Annotated in this window: 15 protein-coding genes and 1 riboswitch; of the genes, 2 read left to right on the top strand and 13 right to left on the bottom strand. The window is 39.0% G+C overall.

What is annotated here, in order from left to right; translation table 11 throughout:
* The first annotated feature begins 94 nt into the window (after nt 1-94).
* Nucleotides 95-343 carry a ferredoxin gene (locus EEJ45_RS05775; RefSeq protein ID WP_124563851.1) on the top strand — a complete coding sequence of 83 codons (249 nt, stop codon included), beginning with the start codon at nt 95-97 and terminating at the stop codon, nt 341-343.
* 33 nt (nt 344-376) lie between these two features.
* On the opposite strand, the gene EEJ45_RS05770 is transcribed toward EEJ45_RS05775, so the two are convergent.
* Nucleotides 377-952 (bottom strand): ECF transporter S component, encoded by a 576-nt coding sequence (locus EEJ45_RS05770; protein ID WP_124564032.1) that lies wholly within the window; start codon nt 950-952, stop codon nt 377-379.
* 204 nt (nt 953-1,156) lie between these two features.
* Nucleotides 1,157-1,288: riboswitch (FMN riboswitch) on the bottom strand.
* Between the two features lie 245 nt (nt 1,289-1,533).
* Here EEJ45_RS05770 and EEJ45_RS05765 point away from each other — a divergent pair.
* On the top strand, nt 1,534-2,214 hold the full coding sequence (locus EEJ45_RS05765) for a hypothetical protein (RefSeq protein WP_124563850.1): 681 nt from the start codon (nt 1,534-1,536) through the stop codon (nt 2,212-2,214).
* 350 nt (nt 2,215-2,564) lie between these two features.
* Here the strand turns inward: EEJ45_RS05765 and EEJ45_RS05760 are convergent, their stop codons facing one another.
* From EEJ45_RS05760 to EEJ45_RS05705, 12 genes are all read right to left on the bottom strand, one after another.
* Nucleotides 2,565-3,164, bottom strand: coding sequence for a peptidoglycan DD-metalloendopeptidase family protein (locus EEJ45_RS05760; protein ID WP_124563849.1), 600 nt, complete (start codon nt 3,162-3,164; stop codon nt 2,565-2,567).
* A gap of 221 nt (nt 3,165-3,385) precedes the next feature.
* Entirely contained in the window at nt 3,386-3,958 is a 573-nt protein-coding gene (locus tag EEJ45_RS05755; protein WP_124563848.1) for a cob(I)yrinic acid a,c-diamide adenosyltransferase, read from the bottom strand.
* 101 nt (nt 3,959-4,059) lie between these two features.
* Nucleotides 4,060-5,796 carry an ATP-binding protein gene (locus EEJ45_RS05750; RefSeq protein WP_124564031.1) on the bottom strand — a complete coding sequence of 579 codons (1,737 nt, stop codon included), beginning with the start codon at nt 5,794-5,796 and terminating at the stop codon, nt 4,060-4,062.
* The gene (locus EEJ45_RS05745) at nt 5,796-6,509 is read right to left on the bottom strand and encodes a response regulator transcription factor (RefSeq protein WP_124563847.1); all 714 of its coding nucleotides are present in this window, start codon (nt 6,507-6,509) and stop codon (nt 5,796-5,798) included. The genes EEJ45_RS05750 and EEJ45_RS05745 overlap by 1 nt, the downstream gene beginning before the upstream one ends.
* Before the next feature lie 333 nt (nt 6,510-6,842).
* Nucleotides 6,843-8,000: a c-type cytochrome biogenesis protein CcsB gene (gene ccsB / locus EEJ45_RS05740; protein WP_124564030.1), complete on the bottom strand. Its 1,158-nt coding sequence runs from the start codon at nt 7,998-8,000 to the stop codon at nt 6,843-6,845.
* A gap of 14 nt (nt 8,001-8,014) precedes the next feature.
* On the bottom strand, nt 8,015-9,628 hold the full coding sequence (gene resB / locus EEJ45_RS05735; protein ID WP_124563846.1) for a cytochrome c biogenesis protein ResB: 1,614 nt from the start codon (nt 9,626-9,628) through the stop codon (nt 8,015-8,017).
* A gap of 11 nt (nt 9,629-9,639) precedes the next feature.
* Nucleotides 9,640-10,161 carry a thiol-disulfide oxidoreductase ResA gene (gene resA, locus EEJ45_RS05730; RefSeq protein ID WP_124563845.1) on the bottom strand — a complete coding sequence of 174 codons (522 nt, stop codon included), beginning with the start codon at nt 10,159-10,161 and terminating at the stop codon, nt 9,640-9,642.
* Between the two features lie 10 nt (nt 10,162-10,171).
* A complete protein-coding gene (gene rluB / locus EEJ45_RS05725) occupies nt 10,172-10,897 on the bottom strand; it encodes a 23S rRNA pseudouridine(2605) synthase RluB (protein WP_124563844.1) in 726 nt (241 codons plus the stop codon).
* A 215-nt stretch (nt 10,898-11,112) separates the two neighbouring features.
* Nucleotides 11,113-11,643, bottom strand: a complete 531-nt coding sequence (locus tag EEJ45_RS05720) for a spore maturation protein (protein ID WP_124563843.1) — start codon at nt 11,641-11,643, stop codon at nt 11,113-11,115.
* Nucleotides 11,640-12,239: a nucleoside recognition domain-containing protein gene (locus EEJ45_RS05715; protein WP_124563842.1), complete on the bottom strand. Its 600-nt coding sequence runs from the start codon at nt 12,237-12,239 to the stop codon at nt 11,640-11,642. The genes EEJ45_RS05720 and EEJ45_RS05715 overlap by 4 nt, the downstream gene beginning before the upstream one ends.
* Nucleotides 12,232-13,347 (bottom strand): D-alanyl-D-alanine carboxypeptidase family protein, encoded by a 1,116-nt coding sequence (locus EEJ45_RS05710; RefSeq protein ID WP_124563841.1) that lies wholly within the window; start codon nt 13,345-13,347, stop codon nt 12,232-12,234. The genes EEJ45_RS05715 and EEJ45_RS05710 overlap by 8 nt, the downstream gene beginning before the upstream one ends.
* Before the next feature lie 85 nt (nt 13,348-13,432).
* Complete coding sequence (locus tag EEJ45_RS05705) at nt 13,433-14,350, bottom strand: superoxide dismutase (protein WP_124563840.1); 918 nt, start codon at nt 14,348-14,350, stop codon at nt 13,433-13,435.
* Nucleotides 14,351-14,364: the final 14 nt, after the last annotated feature.

The following is a 14,364-nucleotide window of genomic DNA, read 5'->3' as shown; positions in this document are numbered from 1 at the left end:
TATAATTTTGTATTGAAAAGTTTATTAAACCGTTTTACAATAAGAATACAATTTTCATTCGGCAAGGCCAATGAATATACTAGGAGGTTACACTATGGCAAAGTATACGATTGTTGACAAAGATACTTGCATCGCATGCGGTGCATGCGGCGCAGCAGCACCGGATATCTATGACTACGACGATGAAGGCATCGCTTTTGTAACACTTGATGATAACCAAGGAATTGTAGAAATTCCTGATGTATTACTTGACGATATGATGGATGCATTCGAAGGTTGCCCAACAGATTCCATCAAAGTTGCAGACGAGCCATTTGACGGCGATGCTTTAAAATTTGAATAGTAAAAAACCTTGCGATTAATCGCAAGGTTTTTTTTAAGCATTTTGCATTTTTGATTCTAACCACACTCGTAAACGAGAGTATAGTAGCACAAATACAATAGCCACGATGGCCCCTTTAATTATATTAAATGGTAAGATACCCGTTACAACAACTTGACGAATTTGTTCGCTAGACTGAGCTGGAAAGCCTAAGAACCATGTATATGCAGGGAAAATAATATAATAGTTTAACACACTCATAATTAGCGTCATCAATGTAGTTCCCACAACTAATCCTACAGTCAAACCTTTTACAGTGCGATATTTACGGAAGAAATAGGATACCGGCAATATGAATAAGCAACCGGCAACGAAATTAGCTAGTTCTCCAATTGGCACTCCTGTCAAATTCCCTTGAATACCGTAATGCAAAATGTTTTTAATTCCTTCTACAATTACACCAGCCATCGGTCCGAAGATGATAGCAGCAAGCAATGCTGGTACATCACTAAAATCAATTTTCAAAAAAGCCGGCAACCCTGGAAACGGAAAATCAAACATCATCAGCAAATACGAAATACTGCTCAGCATTGCCACCGTTACTAATTGTGTTACATTTTTCCTCATTATACTTCTCTCCTTTTTCCACCGATCCACTGGAAAAATGGAAAGTCTAACACACCTATTCATGGATCATTCACGCAAAAGTACCACAGTTAACTTGAAGGATACCTTGGTCATATCCATACAAAAAACCCCTTTACCAATCGGAAAGGGGGAATTTGTAAGGTGCGCTAAATAAACGTTTAAAAATTTGTATTTTAAACGTCTGACCTCCATCTTCTCCCATCCAGACTATACTGTCGGCTTCGGAATCGCACCGAATCCTGCCTTAACGGCTCGCGGGCTTAAAGCATATTGCTCATCACCGCCGGTAGGGAATTACACCCTGCCCCGAAGATAGATCGATATTTTATTTTCACGGTTATTATACAATAATATTTTTATTCTGTATATAAAAAAGTATTTTTTATAAATAGCTGAAAAAGCGTTTAATTAGCAGACAGATTGTCTCCATCTATAATGATGAATCTCCCCTCTTACTTCGAGCAACAAAAGACATTAAACACAATTTCTTTATAGTCTTTTACAGCTGAAAATGTTAATATGATTTATTATGAAAACAGTATGTTACCTGCGGGGGAAATACAATGAAACAGCGAAAAAAGCAATCTATTTATCGATTTATGCAAAAAAGCCTGCGTAAAGAGTATTTTTATCTGAAGCGTGAATTATTACTATACTGTCCTGTGGATTTCGGCACTGTCTCAGCCAATGCATATTATGCAGCATTTGACAAGGATGGTATCAGTATTTACGAGTATGATCGACGTGCTGAAAACCGCATCCGCTTGCTGGAGCGATATCCATGGAAAACCTGGAAACAAGTGAAAATAGATCATTTTTTACAAAAATCCGAATTTGTGTTTCAAGGGCAAACAAACCGAATTTTTCAATTTCTAAAAAACGGACAAGAGGCACAAGCAATTATTGATTCCTATACTTCTATTGAAATCACCGAAATTCCAAGACCTTTATGGTGTAAAATTCCTGGATATCGTTCTAAAAAGCCTATCAGTATGTACGTAGCTTCTCTTTTGTACACCATTCTGTTAGCGGCTACTCTTAAAGCATTAGTACCCTATGTAGTAGAAAAAGCTCTCTACGCTTTCTCTATTTTCATCATGTTGACAAGCACCTTATGCTTATGTATTGGTTTAATTGAACCGTCTATCGTTTTACTTTCTCAAGATAAAACACGAGCCAAAGTTATCTATTATTACACTTACTTTATTGCGTGCGGGTTTATTTCTATATTCATTTTCTGGTAATACAGTACATATTCATTTACTGTTTAAATTTTTATATAGAGGTGACAAAGCGTGCATTCGCACGCTTTTTTTAATATAGACTGTGTTAAAGCATAGTGTTGCTTATTTGCACTTGTTGATTGGAGTGAAGAGGGTGAGACTCCTGCGGGAAAAGCGAGTCAAAGGGAGACCCCACAGGCGCATAGTGCTGAAGAGGCTCCCTAACCGCCCGCGGAAAGCGAACCCCCGTAACGGAAATCAACAACAAACTTTAACAGAGCCTTAATCTAAAAAAATTATACAAGAATGTTCCATTCCTTAATGCTAAGATCTTGACATCAGAAACCAAATGGATATGTCTTGCTTGTCTTTTAATTAATAACTAGCTTTTGTTCTAAATAAATTCGATCACTGCGCAAGCCGTTCTGCCCCTTCAATTGTTCCACCGTTGTGCCAAATTTACGGGCAATTTTTGATAAGGTATCTCCTTTTTGTACAACATAAGAGTATGATGATGTCATCTCCGACGGGACATCTCCTAGTACAAGTAAAGGATTGACCGCATTGTTTTTTGCAAAACTCCATTCCTTTTTATGTACTTCAAAGTGTAAATGAGCACCAAATGAATGTCCTGTATTTCCCACTAACCCAATTACTTGACCGCCTTTAATACGATCCCCTTCTTTTACTGTACGTTGAGACAAATGCGCATATACTGTTTCGTAATCTGCATGACGAATAAAGATAACATTCCCATAACTTTCTGAATAATAAGATTTGGATACTTGGCCATCTGTTGCTGCTAGCACTGGCGTTCCTGCAGAAGCAGCAATATCAATTCCATAATGCTTACCCGCTCTTGTGCCGAAATAATCGCTGATTTTACCTGACACAGGCCAAGTCCACTCTTCCTCTGCTTTTACTGTAGATGAAACACCTAAAAGCAAAATAGAGCATAATAACCACTTCATTTTAAACCCTCCTCAAATTCACACCCTATTATCTTAAACCAATCTATTGGATAATATGTGTCTTGTTTTGAGGAAACTGTATGTCTGCCTATATCAGATACCCAATTACCATTCATTATTTATAAAAAGTATGATTAAGAGCACCTATTAATTATCAACATCGGACTTTAAGACATTCAATGTTATAATAAAAGACAGACTGTACGTCTATCTTTGAACGCTTACTTCTCATTTTTATCTTTGAATACAATGGCACTGCGTTCATATTCTACATCTTTCACATTCAACTTTGCGTTTACAACGCGCGCTAAAGCAAATAGATAGTCGGACAAGCGATTTGTATACTTCAATACTTGTTCATTGATTTCTTCTTCCTTCTTCAATGCAACAATACATCGCTCCGCTCTACGAATCACTGTACGAACCACATGCAATGCCGCAGCCGCTGAGGATCCTCCAGGCAAAATGAAGCGTTCAAGCGGAGGTGCCTCTGTGATATACACATCAATTCGTTTCTCTAAAAATGTAATCATATCTTCAGTCACTTTATAAGGAATTTTATTTTTCACTACCGCTAAATCCCCGCCACAGTCAAATAGCTCGTGCTGTATACGCTCAAGCTCTTTATAAATACTTTCAAACTCCTTATCAGTTAGTAAAGTCATCGCTTGACCCAATAAAGAATTTGCTTCATCTATTGTTCCATAGGCCTCCACGCGCAAATCATCTTTATCAACACGTCCTCCTACCAAACTTGTTTTACCAGTATCACCTGTTTTTGTATAAAGTTTCATATTTATCACCCTCCTCTTTATCCACTTCTATAAATTTTGTTAAATTCCTGTGAGTTTTCTGCTGATTTCTTAAGAAAAGCCCTCTGCAAAACACAAAGAGCTTACATTTCTTGTGGAAGACAGATTGTAAATGTCGTACCAATATTTTCTTGACTTGTTACAGAGATTTGTCCCCCATGGACTTCTACAATATTCTTAGCGATTGCGAGTCCCAAACCAGTTCCTCCGGCTTTATCTCGTGTTCTCGCTTTATCTCCTTTATAAAACCGTTCGAAAACGAATGGAATGTCTTCAGCTGGAATACCAACCCCTGAATCCTTCACTTCAAAGCAAATACCCATTGTCTTATCTCGAACTACTAACTCGACAGTACCTTGCGCTGCTGTATGTCGAACTGCGTTATCGATCAAATTAGTGAACACCTGCTCCATACGATCCGGATCAAATGTATATATATTATGCTTTGTTAGCACATGCGCTTTTAAGTACACTTCTTTTTCCTTAGCAATCCCTTGGAATTTACGAATAATTTTATCAACAAAAGGGCCGATTTCTGTTTGCTCTAGATGCAGTTCAACATGACCACTTTCCATACGAGCAAGATCTAAAAGTTCATTTACAAGCCGCCCTAAACGAAGCGATTCATCATAAATAATACGAACAAATTCATCAACCTCTTCTTTTGTCGTCACAACATTATCAAGGATCGCTTCGCTGTAACCTTGTAACATTACCATAGGTGTGCGCAATTCATGAGAGACATTTGCTATAAAATCCTTGCGCATTTTCTCCAACCGTCTTTCTTCTGTCATATCTCGCAATACAGCGACAGCACCACGGATGCGTGTTTGATTATACAAAGGTGTCATCAGAACAACATAATTACTGCTTATAACATCAATTTCGATTACTTGTTGTTGTTCACTTTGCACCACTCGTTGAAACAAATCAATTAGTTCCGGCGGCAAATTGGTTTCTGAAGGTGCCATCTGCAAAAACTTTTCCGCAGGGGGGTTAACCACCACTACCTCCCCTTCTTGATTCAAGGTAATGACCCCGTCAGCCATGCTACTTAATACACTGGCAAGTTGCTCCTTCTCCTGTTGTAGCGCATTGATATGAAATTTAAGTTGCTTTCCCATTTTATTAAAAGCAAGTGCCAATTCACCAATTTCATCATTTGACACTGCCGTTGCTTTTGTATCAAATTTTCCTCTTGCAACTTCAAAAGCAACTTCTCGCATCTTTCTGAGCGGTGCTGTAATACGGGTAGACAAGAAAAAAGCAAAGAACGTCGTTAAAATAATTGCGATTCCCGCGGATAGAAAAATAAAATCCGTTGCTTTATCCATTGCCTGCTTTGGCACTTGAAGTGATTGATATACAAATACAGCCTCGCCCACCTTCATCGGAACACCTACAATCATAATAGAGTTGTTGGCGTTACTATCATCACTTTGCACCCTTAGCCTCTTTTTAACTGTTTTTTGTTCTGTAAATACATACTCCAAATCAATATCTTTCTTTAAATCCTCTACGGTTAAAGCAACCAACCCTGGCTGTTCCGGAGAATATGAAATACTATTTTGCCTCACAACAGCAACACGAGAGAGAGGATCAACAAATGGATAAGCAGCCATTTCTACCGTTTTTTCATCCATTCCATTTTCAATCATCTCAGCAATACGTGTGGCTTGATTAGTAAGTCTTGTTTCACTTAATGTAACATAATAATTCTGAAAAAATTGATGTAATAAAATAGCTACAAATCCCAGTACAAACGAAACTAATAATAAGATTGTAATCCACAGCTTACCTACTACACTTCTCCAAATCATCAATCGTTAACTACCTCAAACTTGTAACCTACACCCCATACAGTTACAATCATTTTTGCCGCACTCGGAGATTGCTTATTTAGTTTTTCTCGCAGTCTTTTCACATGTGTATCTACGGTACGAAGGTCACCGAAAAATTCGTACTGCCATACTTCTTTTAACAGTTGTTCACGGTCAAATACTTTATCTGGTGCTTTTGCTAAAAATAGCAGCAACTCATATTCTTTTGGGGTTAAATGCACTTCTTTATCATCTGCCATAACACGATGCGCATCATTATCAATTGTTAAGTGCGGAAACACTAGTAGGTCTTTTGTTGCTGTTTCCGTTGTGAAGAAAGCCGCAGGTGCGGCACGACGAAGCAAGGCCTTTACACGTAACACCACTTCACGCGGACTAAACGGCTTTACAATATAATCATCGGTGCCCACTTCAAATCCTTGTACACGATTTACTTCTTCTCCCTTAGCAGTGAGCATAATAATTGGAGTTGCCTTGTGTTCACGAATTTCTTTACATGCTTCAATGCCATCTTTGCCAGGCATCATAATATCTAATACAATTAAGTCATAATCGTACTGGAGCGCTTTTAACACAGCTGTTTCACCATTATCCGCCTCATCAATCACGTAATTCTCTCGCTCTAAATACATCTTTAACAGCCTTCTAATTCTTTCCTCATCGTCCACAATTAAAATTTTTGTTTCTTGCATATTCTCCTACTTTCCTCATAACAAACATTGTACCTTGCTTGTATGAAATGTATTAAAAATATAGTATGTACGAATTAAAGATAAACGCTATTATTACTATGACAATATTTTATAAAAATTAGAACACTCTTGTCATGCTTTTTATAAAATTGAAGAAAATTTGACAAATTTTAAGAGACCGGGACATAACTGAATCATATAACTTTAAAGACAAAAGAATAGAGAATAATTGATACTAATAAAGGAAAAATCCGAACTAGATCGAATTCTGTGTGGAGAATTCCGACTAATAGTTCGGATTTTTCTTTGGCTGAAAACCTTTTGTCCCATCCTCTATGCGTAAGAGTGTAGGCCTGCAATAATTAAGTTAACGGCGACCAAATTGAACATGATAATTGCGAACCCTACAACCGCAAGCCAAGCGGATTTTTCACCTTGCCACCCTTTTGATAAGCGAAGGTGGAGAAACGCTGCATAAAACAGCCATGTAATCAGCGCCCATACTTCCTTCGGATCCCAGCCCCAAAAGCGTGTCCAGGCCACTTGTGCCCAAATCATGGCAAAAATTAGCGCACCGAGCGTAAATACAGGAAAACCAATCGCAACAGAGCGGTAGCCAATTTCATCAAGCAAATCGTCATTCACTTTACGAACAAACGGCTGCAGTGCTGCTCCAAGTCGCTTGCGAAGCACCAACCGTACCAATGCATATATAACTGTGCCGAACAGAAAAGCCCATATGACTGTATTCAGCTTTTTAGCATTGACGATTGACGGCATTTCAAGAGGTGAATCAAACTTGTCCTTCGTTAATAACTTTCCTTCGTGTGGTGTTACAAGTGCTGGCAGTGTATACACTATCTCTTTCACTTGCTTTTCTTTGTTTACCCATTCAAACTTTGCTTCATAGCCCATTGCTGAAAATGTAACAGATGCAACAACAAAACCTAACGTTACCACTAAGCTGTATAAAATACTTTCTAGCCAAAATGTCCGCTTGCTTCGTACATTTTGATTTACATTTTTAACGAGATAGATAAGCCCTACGACAAAACTGATTGCTAAAATTGCTTCTCCGGCAGCTGCAGTTGTAACGTGGATATAGAGCCAGCTACTTTTTAATGCAGGGATAAGAGGTGTAATCTCCCGCGGAAACATACTTGCATACGCAATCACTAGAATGGCTACTGGCAGCGCAAACAAACCAAGCACACTTGTACGATACATAAAATAAATAATAATGAAAGAAAATACCAACATCATACCAAAAAACGTAGTAAATTCAAACAAGTTGCTCACAGGCGCATGTTTGGCTGCAATCCATCTTGTCACAAAATACACCAATTGTGATAAAAAGCCGAGAATGGTAATTCCAATACCGACGTTTGCCCATTTATGACCTTTTTCCCGAATCGCTCCCCCAAAGAATAAGGTAGCAATTAAATATAGAACAAAAGCTACAAACAAAAAGTTACTGCTGATTTGTGCCATCACATTTTACACCCCTACTTGTTTTTCTCCATTACCTTGTCTTGCGGCACTGTGATAGCTGTTCCTTCTAACACCTTGCCAATCTCATTTCGGAAACCATACCAATTTTTGTTCGTATGTCCAGCAATCCACCACTGTCCATTTATTTTCTGTAGCCAGATGCGGCGATGGTTCCAATACATCCCTTGCATAACGCCAATCATAAAAATGGCACCACCAATACCCAAAATCCAAAGCGTTAAATCTTTACGGACTGTCAGCGCTGTCGCGTTTCTCGTTTCAATACCTGCAAACGTCATTTTATAACGGTTATTTCCTTCCGCTTCAATATTCTGACGAATAGCCACAAAACTTACTTCCCCGCTCGGTGTATCTGGTGTATACATTTTAAAAACAAATGCTGGATTATTCGGTAATTTTGTTCGTGTACTTGGTTTACCTTGCTCATCAAAGTAGAAATCAGGAAAATAATCTAGTAATTCTACAGATTTCCCTTCCCCTAAATCATATTTTACTTGTGGGTTAGCCAAATCCACTGTGATAGGACCCCATTTTGTTCCAGTTTCTTTTTGCTCTAGATGGAGTAGCATCTTACTTAGTTCGTTTTCCTTGTAGTCTACTTGATATAGAGCATAGTTATCTATTTTAAGAGGTTCGTTTACGCGTATCTTATACGTTTTAACTTTCTCAAGCTTCGGCTTTTGCCCCGCAATTGTATCTCCCTTTACCTTATATAAAACAGCATTCGTTTGATAGTTTTTAGGAATCATATTGTCGCCAACACGACTAATCGCTTCATCATATACAGCATCTTCTTGCTTACTATCATACAATTCCTTAATAAATTTCTCATTCTTAATGTAGTATTTCCCGTTTGTACCTGGAATTTCCTTTGTTTCACCTTCTCGAAGCCAAATTGCTTCATCCACATACATTCCTGGCACAAAGCGAAGCATGGCACCAAATAAAAAAATAATAAGCCCAGTATGGTTTACGTAGGGACCCCAACGGGAAAATCGGCCTTTTTCCGCTAAAACATTCTCGCCCTCTACTCTAATCGTATAGTTCCGCTTTTGCAGTTTATCTTTCACGCTCTCAATCTCTTGTTCCGTCGCCTTTGTAACACCAAAAATGCGTTGACGTTTTAAAAAGCTCTCATGGCGTGTTATACCTTGTTTTTTGAGTGCTTTGTATAGTGGGATACCGCGATCCAAGCTAGCGACCACAATTGAGATTCCAATACAAGCAACCAGGATCATATACCACCAAGAACTATACAAATCGTTAAAGCCCAACTGATAGTAAAAAGCACCCAGTATACCGTATTGCTCTTCGTAGTATTGCTCTGGTGTTACACCAGGCGGTAAATACATCTCTTGTGGAAATACTGTACCGAGAGCCGACGCAATCAGTGTAATAACAATTAGCCAAACACCGACTTTAACAGACGAAAAAAATACCCATATTTTGTCAATGATTGTTTTTTTATTGGTAATGGAACGACGCGCACTCCCCTCATAACGCATATCCAATAATCCTTGTTCTTGCACAAACGTTTTACCACAACTTTCACAAAATACGGAACCTGCAGGGCTTGTATGTCCGCATTCACATTTGACGTATTTCATTCCCCCACCCCTTACGGCATAATTTCTTTTAAATGCTCCTCAAGTTGCTCTTTGGTTTGTGTACCTGTAATTCTACGAATCACTTTACCGTCTTTATCTATTAAAAATGAAGTAGGCAACGGGCCCACGCCGTATGTATTTAAAACTTCCGTTCCCTTATCAATAGCAACCGTAAACTGCAAATTATAGCGGTCAACGAAATTCTTAACAGCGATTTCCGTTTCATCAGCGTTCAGCGCAATAATTTCAATTCCTTTTTCTCGATACACATCCTGCAGCTCATTCATGTAAGGCATTTCTTTTTCACATGGCTTGCACCATGTTCCCCAGAAATTTAGAAATATGCCTTTTCCTTGTAATTCCGATAACTGCACTGTATTTCCTTGCAAATCTGTCACCACAAAATCAGGTGCAACTTTCCCAACTTGCACCTTTTCTTTGTCCGCAAACAAGTTTTGATACAGTGTAAATCCTAAAGCTCCTACTAAAGTAAACAGAATGATAGTACGAAATAACAGCCTGTTCTTTTTCATGCTTGTCCCCCTATTTTGTAGCAGATGCAAATGCACGAAGCTGTTTTACCTCATGCGGGGTAAGCGCTCTGCCATCACCGGGGCGCAATGCGCCAAGTCCTAAAAAGGCATATCGCTCACGTTTTAACTTAGTAACCTTACAACCTACAGCTTCAAACATTCTACGAACTTGTCTATTTCTACCTTCATGAATTGTAATCTCTACCAGTGCAGTTTCTTTTTTGCGATCACTGCCAAGTACTTTAACCTTTGCCGGTGCAGTTTTGCCGTCCTCAAGGATTACGCCCCGCTGTAATTTGCGAACCTTTTCATTGTCTATAATGCCTTTTACTTTAGCAATATACACTTTCTCAATCTCATTGCGAGGGTGCATCAACAGGTTTGCAAACTCTCCATCATTTGTTAGCAATAATAAACCCGATGTATCATAGTCAAGACGACCGATTGGAAAAATGCGCTCCTTTACCATCGGAAAAAAATCGGTAACCGCTTTGCGGCCTTTTTCATCCTTCACACTAGAAATGACCCCAGTCGGCTTATATAACATAAAATAGACGGGCTCTTCTTTTTCAATTTGAATGCCATCTACCTCAATGCGGTCATTACGGGTTACTTTTGTTCCGAGTTCTTTGACTACTTTACCATTTACTTTTACGCTGCCCTGTTGAATTAATTCTTCAGCTTTTCTTCTTGACGCAATCCCCGCTTGGGCAATCACTTTTTGTAATCTTTCCATTCCAATTCTTCACCTCAAATTTATCTTACGCACATAAGAAAGCGAATACAAGCAGACACTTTCTTATGGCGCGTATTTTCGCAACATTTCGTTAACATTTTGTTCACTTTTTCGACATAAATACCATTATGAACATACTACATGAAATACGATGCTACTATTTCATTATTATACTAAAATTTTGATCAAAAAGAAAATAACCATCGTATAGATGGTTACCTGAACATAAGAGTCACAAATACAATTGAACAAACAATACCAATAAAGTCTGCAAACAGCCCAACCTTAAGCGCATCGCCCATTTTCCGGATACCTACTGCACCAAAATAGACGGTCAATACATAAAAGGTTGTATCTGTACTTCCTTGCATTACAGCTGCCAGCTTCCCGATAAACGAATCAGCACCGTATGTTGCGATCAAATCGGTTGTGATGCTAAGACCCGCTGATCCTGAAATGGGACGAATCAGTGCCAAAGGAACAATTTCTGCAGGTACACCGATAGCATCAAGCACTGGCTTCATCAAACCTACAAATGCATCCAATGCTCCGGAGGCACGAAAAATAGCGATAGATACAAGCATTCCTACCATAAATGGCAAAATAGAAACCGCGATTTGAATGCCTTCTTTACCTCCTTCCACAAACGTTTCGTAAGTGGGAACACGCTTCCACGTACCGTATAACAGAATAAATGCAATCATACACGGTATAAGCCAAAGCGAAATGGTGTTTACGATACTCATTTTTTCCCCCTCCCACTTTTCATTCGTTTGTTATAAAAGTAACGATCAATCCAAATAGCTCCCATCATTGACAGTAACTGTGCGATAAATGTAACCCCAACAATATCTGTTGGATTTGCAGAGTTATATGTCATACGAATGGAGATCACAGTTGCTGGAATCAATGTGATGGCCGATGTATTTAATGCCAGAAATGTAATCATGGAGCGGCTTGCTTCATCCTGTCCACCGTTCAACTCTTTTAACCTCTCCATCGCTTTAATACCAAGCGGTGTAGCGGCATTGCCAAGACCAAACAAGTTTGCCATCATATTTGACAAGATAAACCCCATTGCAGGATGATCTTTCGGAACATCCGGAAACAGCTTTTTGACAAGTGGCATAAAAATAGTGACAAGCTTTTTTAAAAGACCAGCTTCTTCAGCAATCTTCATGAGCCCTAGCCAGAAAATTAATACACTGACCAAACCGATACAAATAGTGACTCCACTTTTTGCTCCTTCAAACACTGCTTTATTCACAGCTTCCATCGTTCCATTTATCATCGCATATACAACACCGATAACGGTCATTGCAACCCACACTAAATTAACCATCGTATTTGACACCTAACATCGATGAAAACACTTCTTTAAAATCACTCCACAGTACGCCCGTTGTTTGAAGCTGTTTCTTCTTGCTGTAAAAAACATTGCGCTGTCCAACCACTTTACCATCAAATCTTAATATCGCTTTTCCAACAACCTCACCATCCTTTGGCTTTGCTTGTTTCACGAGTTCCACATCTACTTGAACGAGCCGATCTTCTCCCTTAGCAAGCGGATAGGACAAAGGATTTTTAATATAAAGATGATTTTGATATGCTCCGTCCTCCACACGTAGCCCCCCTTTGACCAATATGTCTGTTAGCTTGTACTGTTTAAAGCCCTGTTCAAATAAATACATATGGTCATCCCAATCACTTGAGGCTTGCAATGTAACAACAATTAAATCTAACCCATTTTTAGAAGCTGTTGTGACAAGTGTACGGCCTGCTTTTTTTGTAAATCCGGTTTTCCCCCCTGTAGTGCTCTCATACATAAAGGTTAGTAACTTATGTTTATTTTTCCATGGATAATCCCAGGACTCTGATTGATAGCTTTTGGTGCCAAATATCTTCTTGAATGCTGTATTGTTCATCGCATAACGCGTGAGCATAGCCATATCATAAGCAGAAGAATAATGCGTACCGTCTCCGTCCAAACCGCTAGGGTTTGAAAAATGTGTGTGTTTCATACCAATCTCGTTTGCTTTTTCATTCATCATATAGACAAATCCTTCCACACTTCCTCCAACATACTCAGCAATCGCATGCGCCGCGTCATTGCCTGATCGCAGCATAAGACCATATACCAGGTCTTCAAGAACTACCTTATCTCCAGGCTTCAAATAAATAGATGACCCTTCTACACGAACAGCGTTACTACTAATTGTTACCTTCTCCTTCATTTTCCCTGATTCTGTTGCTAACAATGCTGTCATAATTTTCGTGATGCTGGCAATCTTTTCAGATTGATGTGCCATTTTTTCATACAATACACGACCTGAAGTTTGTTCAATTAAGACCGCGTTGCGGGCGCTCACATCACCAAACGCAGCATATGTATGTACAGGGAGACATAGCACAATATAAAAAATTAAAGTAAACTTTAAAGCAATCCGCATGTGTTTCACTTCCTTTATTTACGCATTTTTTGTACAAGTGTATGCTTGACCTACTTAAATATGATAAAAAAGACGCATGACGCGTCTAGTATGCTTCCCATTCTATTTTTCTTGCTTTCTCAAAACGCTCCTCCACGTTGCCCCAATTCACAACGTTCCACCAACTGTTTACATATTCTTCTTTTCTATTTTGGTACTGTAAGTAATACGCATGTTCCCATACATCTAGCACCAACAGCGGAATTGTATCCCATTGTGTAAACAACTGATGTAAGGTACTTTGTAGAATCTCTAGCCTACCAGATCTCGGCGCCCATACAAGAATAGCCCAACCTGAGCCCTCCACCTTGTTTGCTGCTTCTGTAAAATGTTTTTTAAATTTGTCAAAGTTACCAAAATCCGATTCAATTTGACGTAGTAACTTTCCGCCAGGTCGTCCTCCGCCGCCTCGCTTCATATTTTCCCAAAATGTCGTGTGTAAATAATGACCCGATCCGTGAAATGCCGCTTCTCGCTCCCAATGCTTTATGAGTTCAAAATTATTAGTTTCCCTGGCCATTTGCATCATTTTTTCAGCCTTATTCAAGCCATCGACATAGCTGCGATGGTGTTTATCATGATGTAGTCTCATAATTTCCTTTGCAATATACGGCTCTAATGCATTATAGGCATACGGAAGAGGCGGCAGTGTATGTCCTCCTATTGGAACACTCCGCGTATCTTGATTCCTCTCATACATCGCATACTCGTCATAATGTCCTGAAACAAACACTTCTTGTAAATGTCCTTGAATATTATCCACATCGTCGCTAATTTGATAAACAAACTCCACATTATAATCAAACTCGTTGGCTTTAATTCGATCAAGGAGCACCTGAATCCTGTATTCAAGCATGTGCACATCATATATTTCAATTGCTCTACTATCTAATACATGTAATACGCTTTCGCACCAATGTTCCACTTCATCAAAATAATGATTAAATACCTCCTGCTGGTTCATTAGGCACCTCCCTA

The organism is Ectobacillus antri (genome assembly GCF_003852715.1).
Taxonomy (GTDB): Bacteria; Bacillota; Bacilli; order Bacillales; family Bacillaceae_G; genus Ectobacillus; species Ectobacillus antri.
Note: the sequence above shows the minus strand (reverse complement) of the source record. Positions and strands in the feature narration are given on the sequence as shown.

Excerpts from the sequence above, each read along its gene's own strand:
- EEJ45_RS05775 (WP_124563851.1), top strand. The coding sequence starts at position 95 with ATGGCAAAGTATACGATTGTTGACAAAGATACTTGCATCGCATGCGGT.
- EEJ45_RS05765 (WP_124563850.1), top strand. The coding sequence starts at position 1,534 with ATGAAACAGCGAAAAAAGCAATCTATTTATCGATTTATGCAAAAAAGC.
- EEJ45_RS05760 (WP_124563849.1), bottom strand. The coding sequence starts at position 3,164 with ATGAAGTGGTTATTATGCTCTATTTTGCTTTTAGGTGTTTCATCTACA.
- EEJ45_RS05755 (WP_124563848.1), bottom strand. The coding sequence starts at position 3,958 with ATGAAACTTTATACAAAAACAGGTGATACTGGTAAAACAAGTTTGGTA.
- EEJ45_RS05750 (WP_124564031.1), bottom strand. The coding sequence starts at position 5,796 with ATGATTTGGAGAAGTGTAGTAGGTAAGCTGTGGATTACAATCTTATTA.
- EEJ45_RS05745 (WP_124563847.1), bottom strand. The coding sequence starts at position 6,509 with ATGCAAGAAACAAAAATTTTAATTGTGGACGATGAGGAAAGAATTAGA.
- ccsB (WP_124564030.1), bottom strand. The coding sequence starts at position 8,000 with ATGGCACAAATCAGCAGTAACTTTTTGTTTGTAGCTTTTGTTCTATAT.
- resB (WP_124563846.1), bottom strand. The coding sequence starts at position 9,628 with ATGAAATACGTCAAATGTGAATGCGGACATACAAGCCCTGCAGGTTCC.
- resA (WP_124563845.1), bottom strand. The coding sequence starts at position 10,161 with ATGAAAAAGAACAGGCTGTTATTTCGTACTATCATTCTGTTTACTTTA.
- rluB (WP_124563844.1), bottom strand. The coding sequence starts at position 10,897 with ATGGAAAGATTACAAAAAGTGATTGCCCAAGCGGGGATTGCGTCAAGA.
- EEJ45_RS05720 (WP_124563843.1), bottom strand. The coding sequence starts at position 11,643 with ATGAGTATCGTAAACACCATTTCGCTTTGGCTTATACCGTGTATGATT.
- EEJ45_RS05715 (WP_124563842.1), bottom strand. The coding sequence starts at position 12,239 with ATGGTTAATTTAGTGTGGGTTGCAATGACCGTTATCGGTGTTGTATAT.
- EEJ45_RS05710 (WP_124563841.1), bottom strand. The coding sequence starts at position 13,347 with ATGCGGATTGCTTTAAAGTTTACTTTAATTTTTTATATTGTGCTATGT.
- EEJ45_RS05705 (WP_124563840.1), bottom strand. The coding sequence starts at position 14,350 with ATGAACCAGCAGGAGGTATTTAATCATTATTTTGATGAAGTGGAACAT.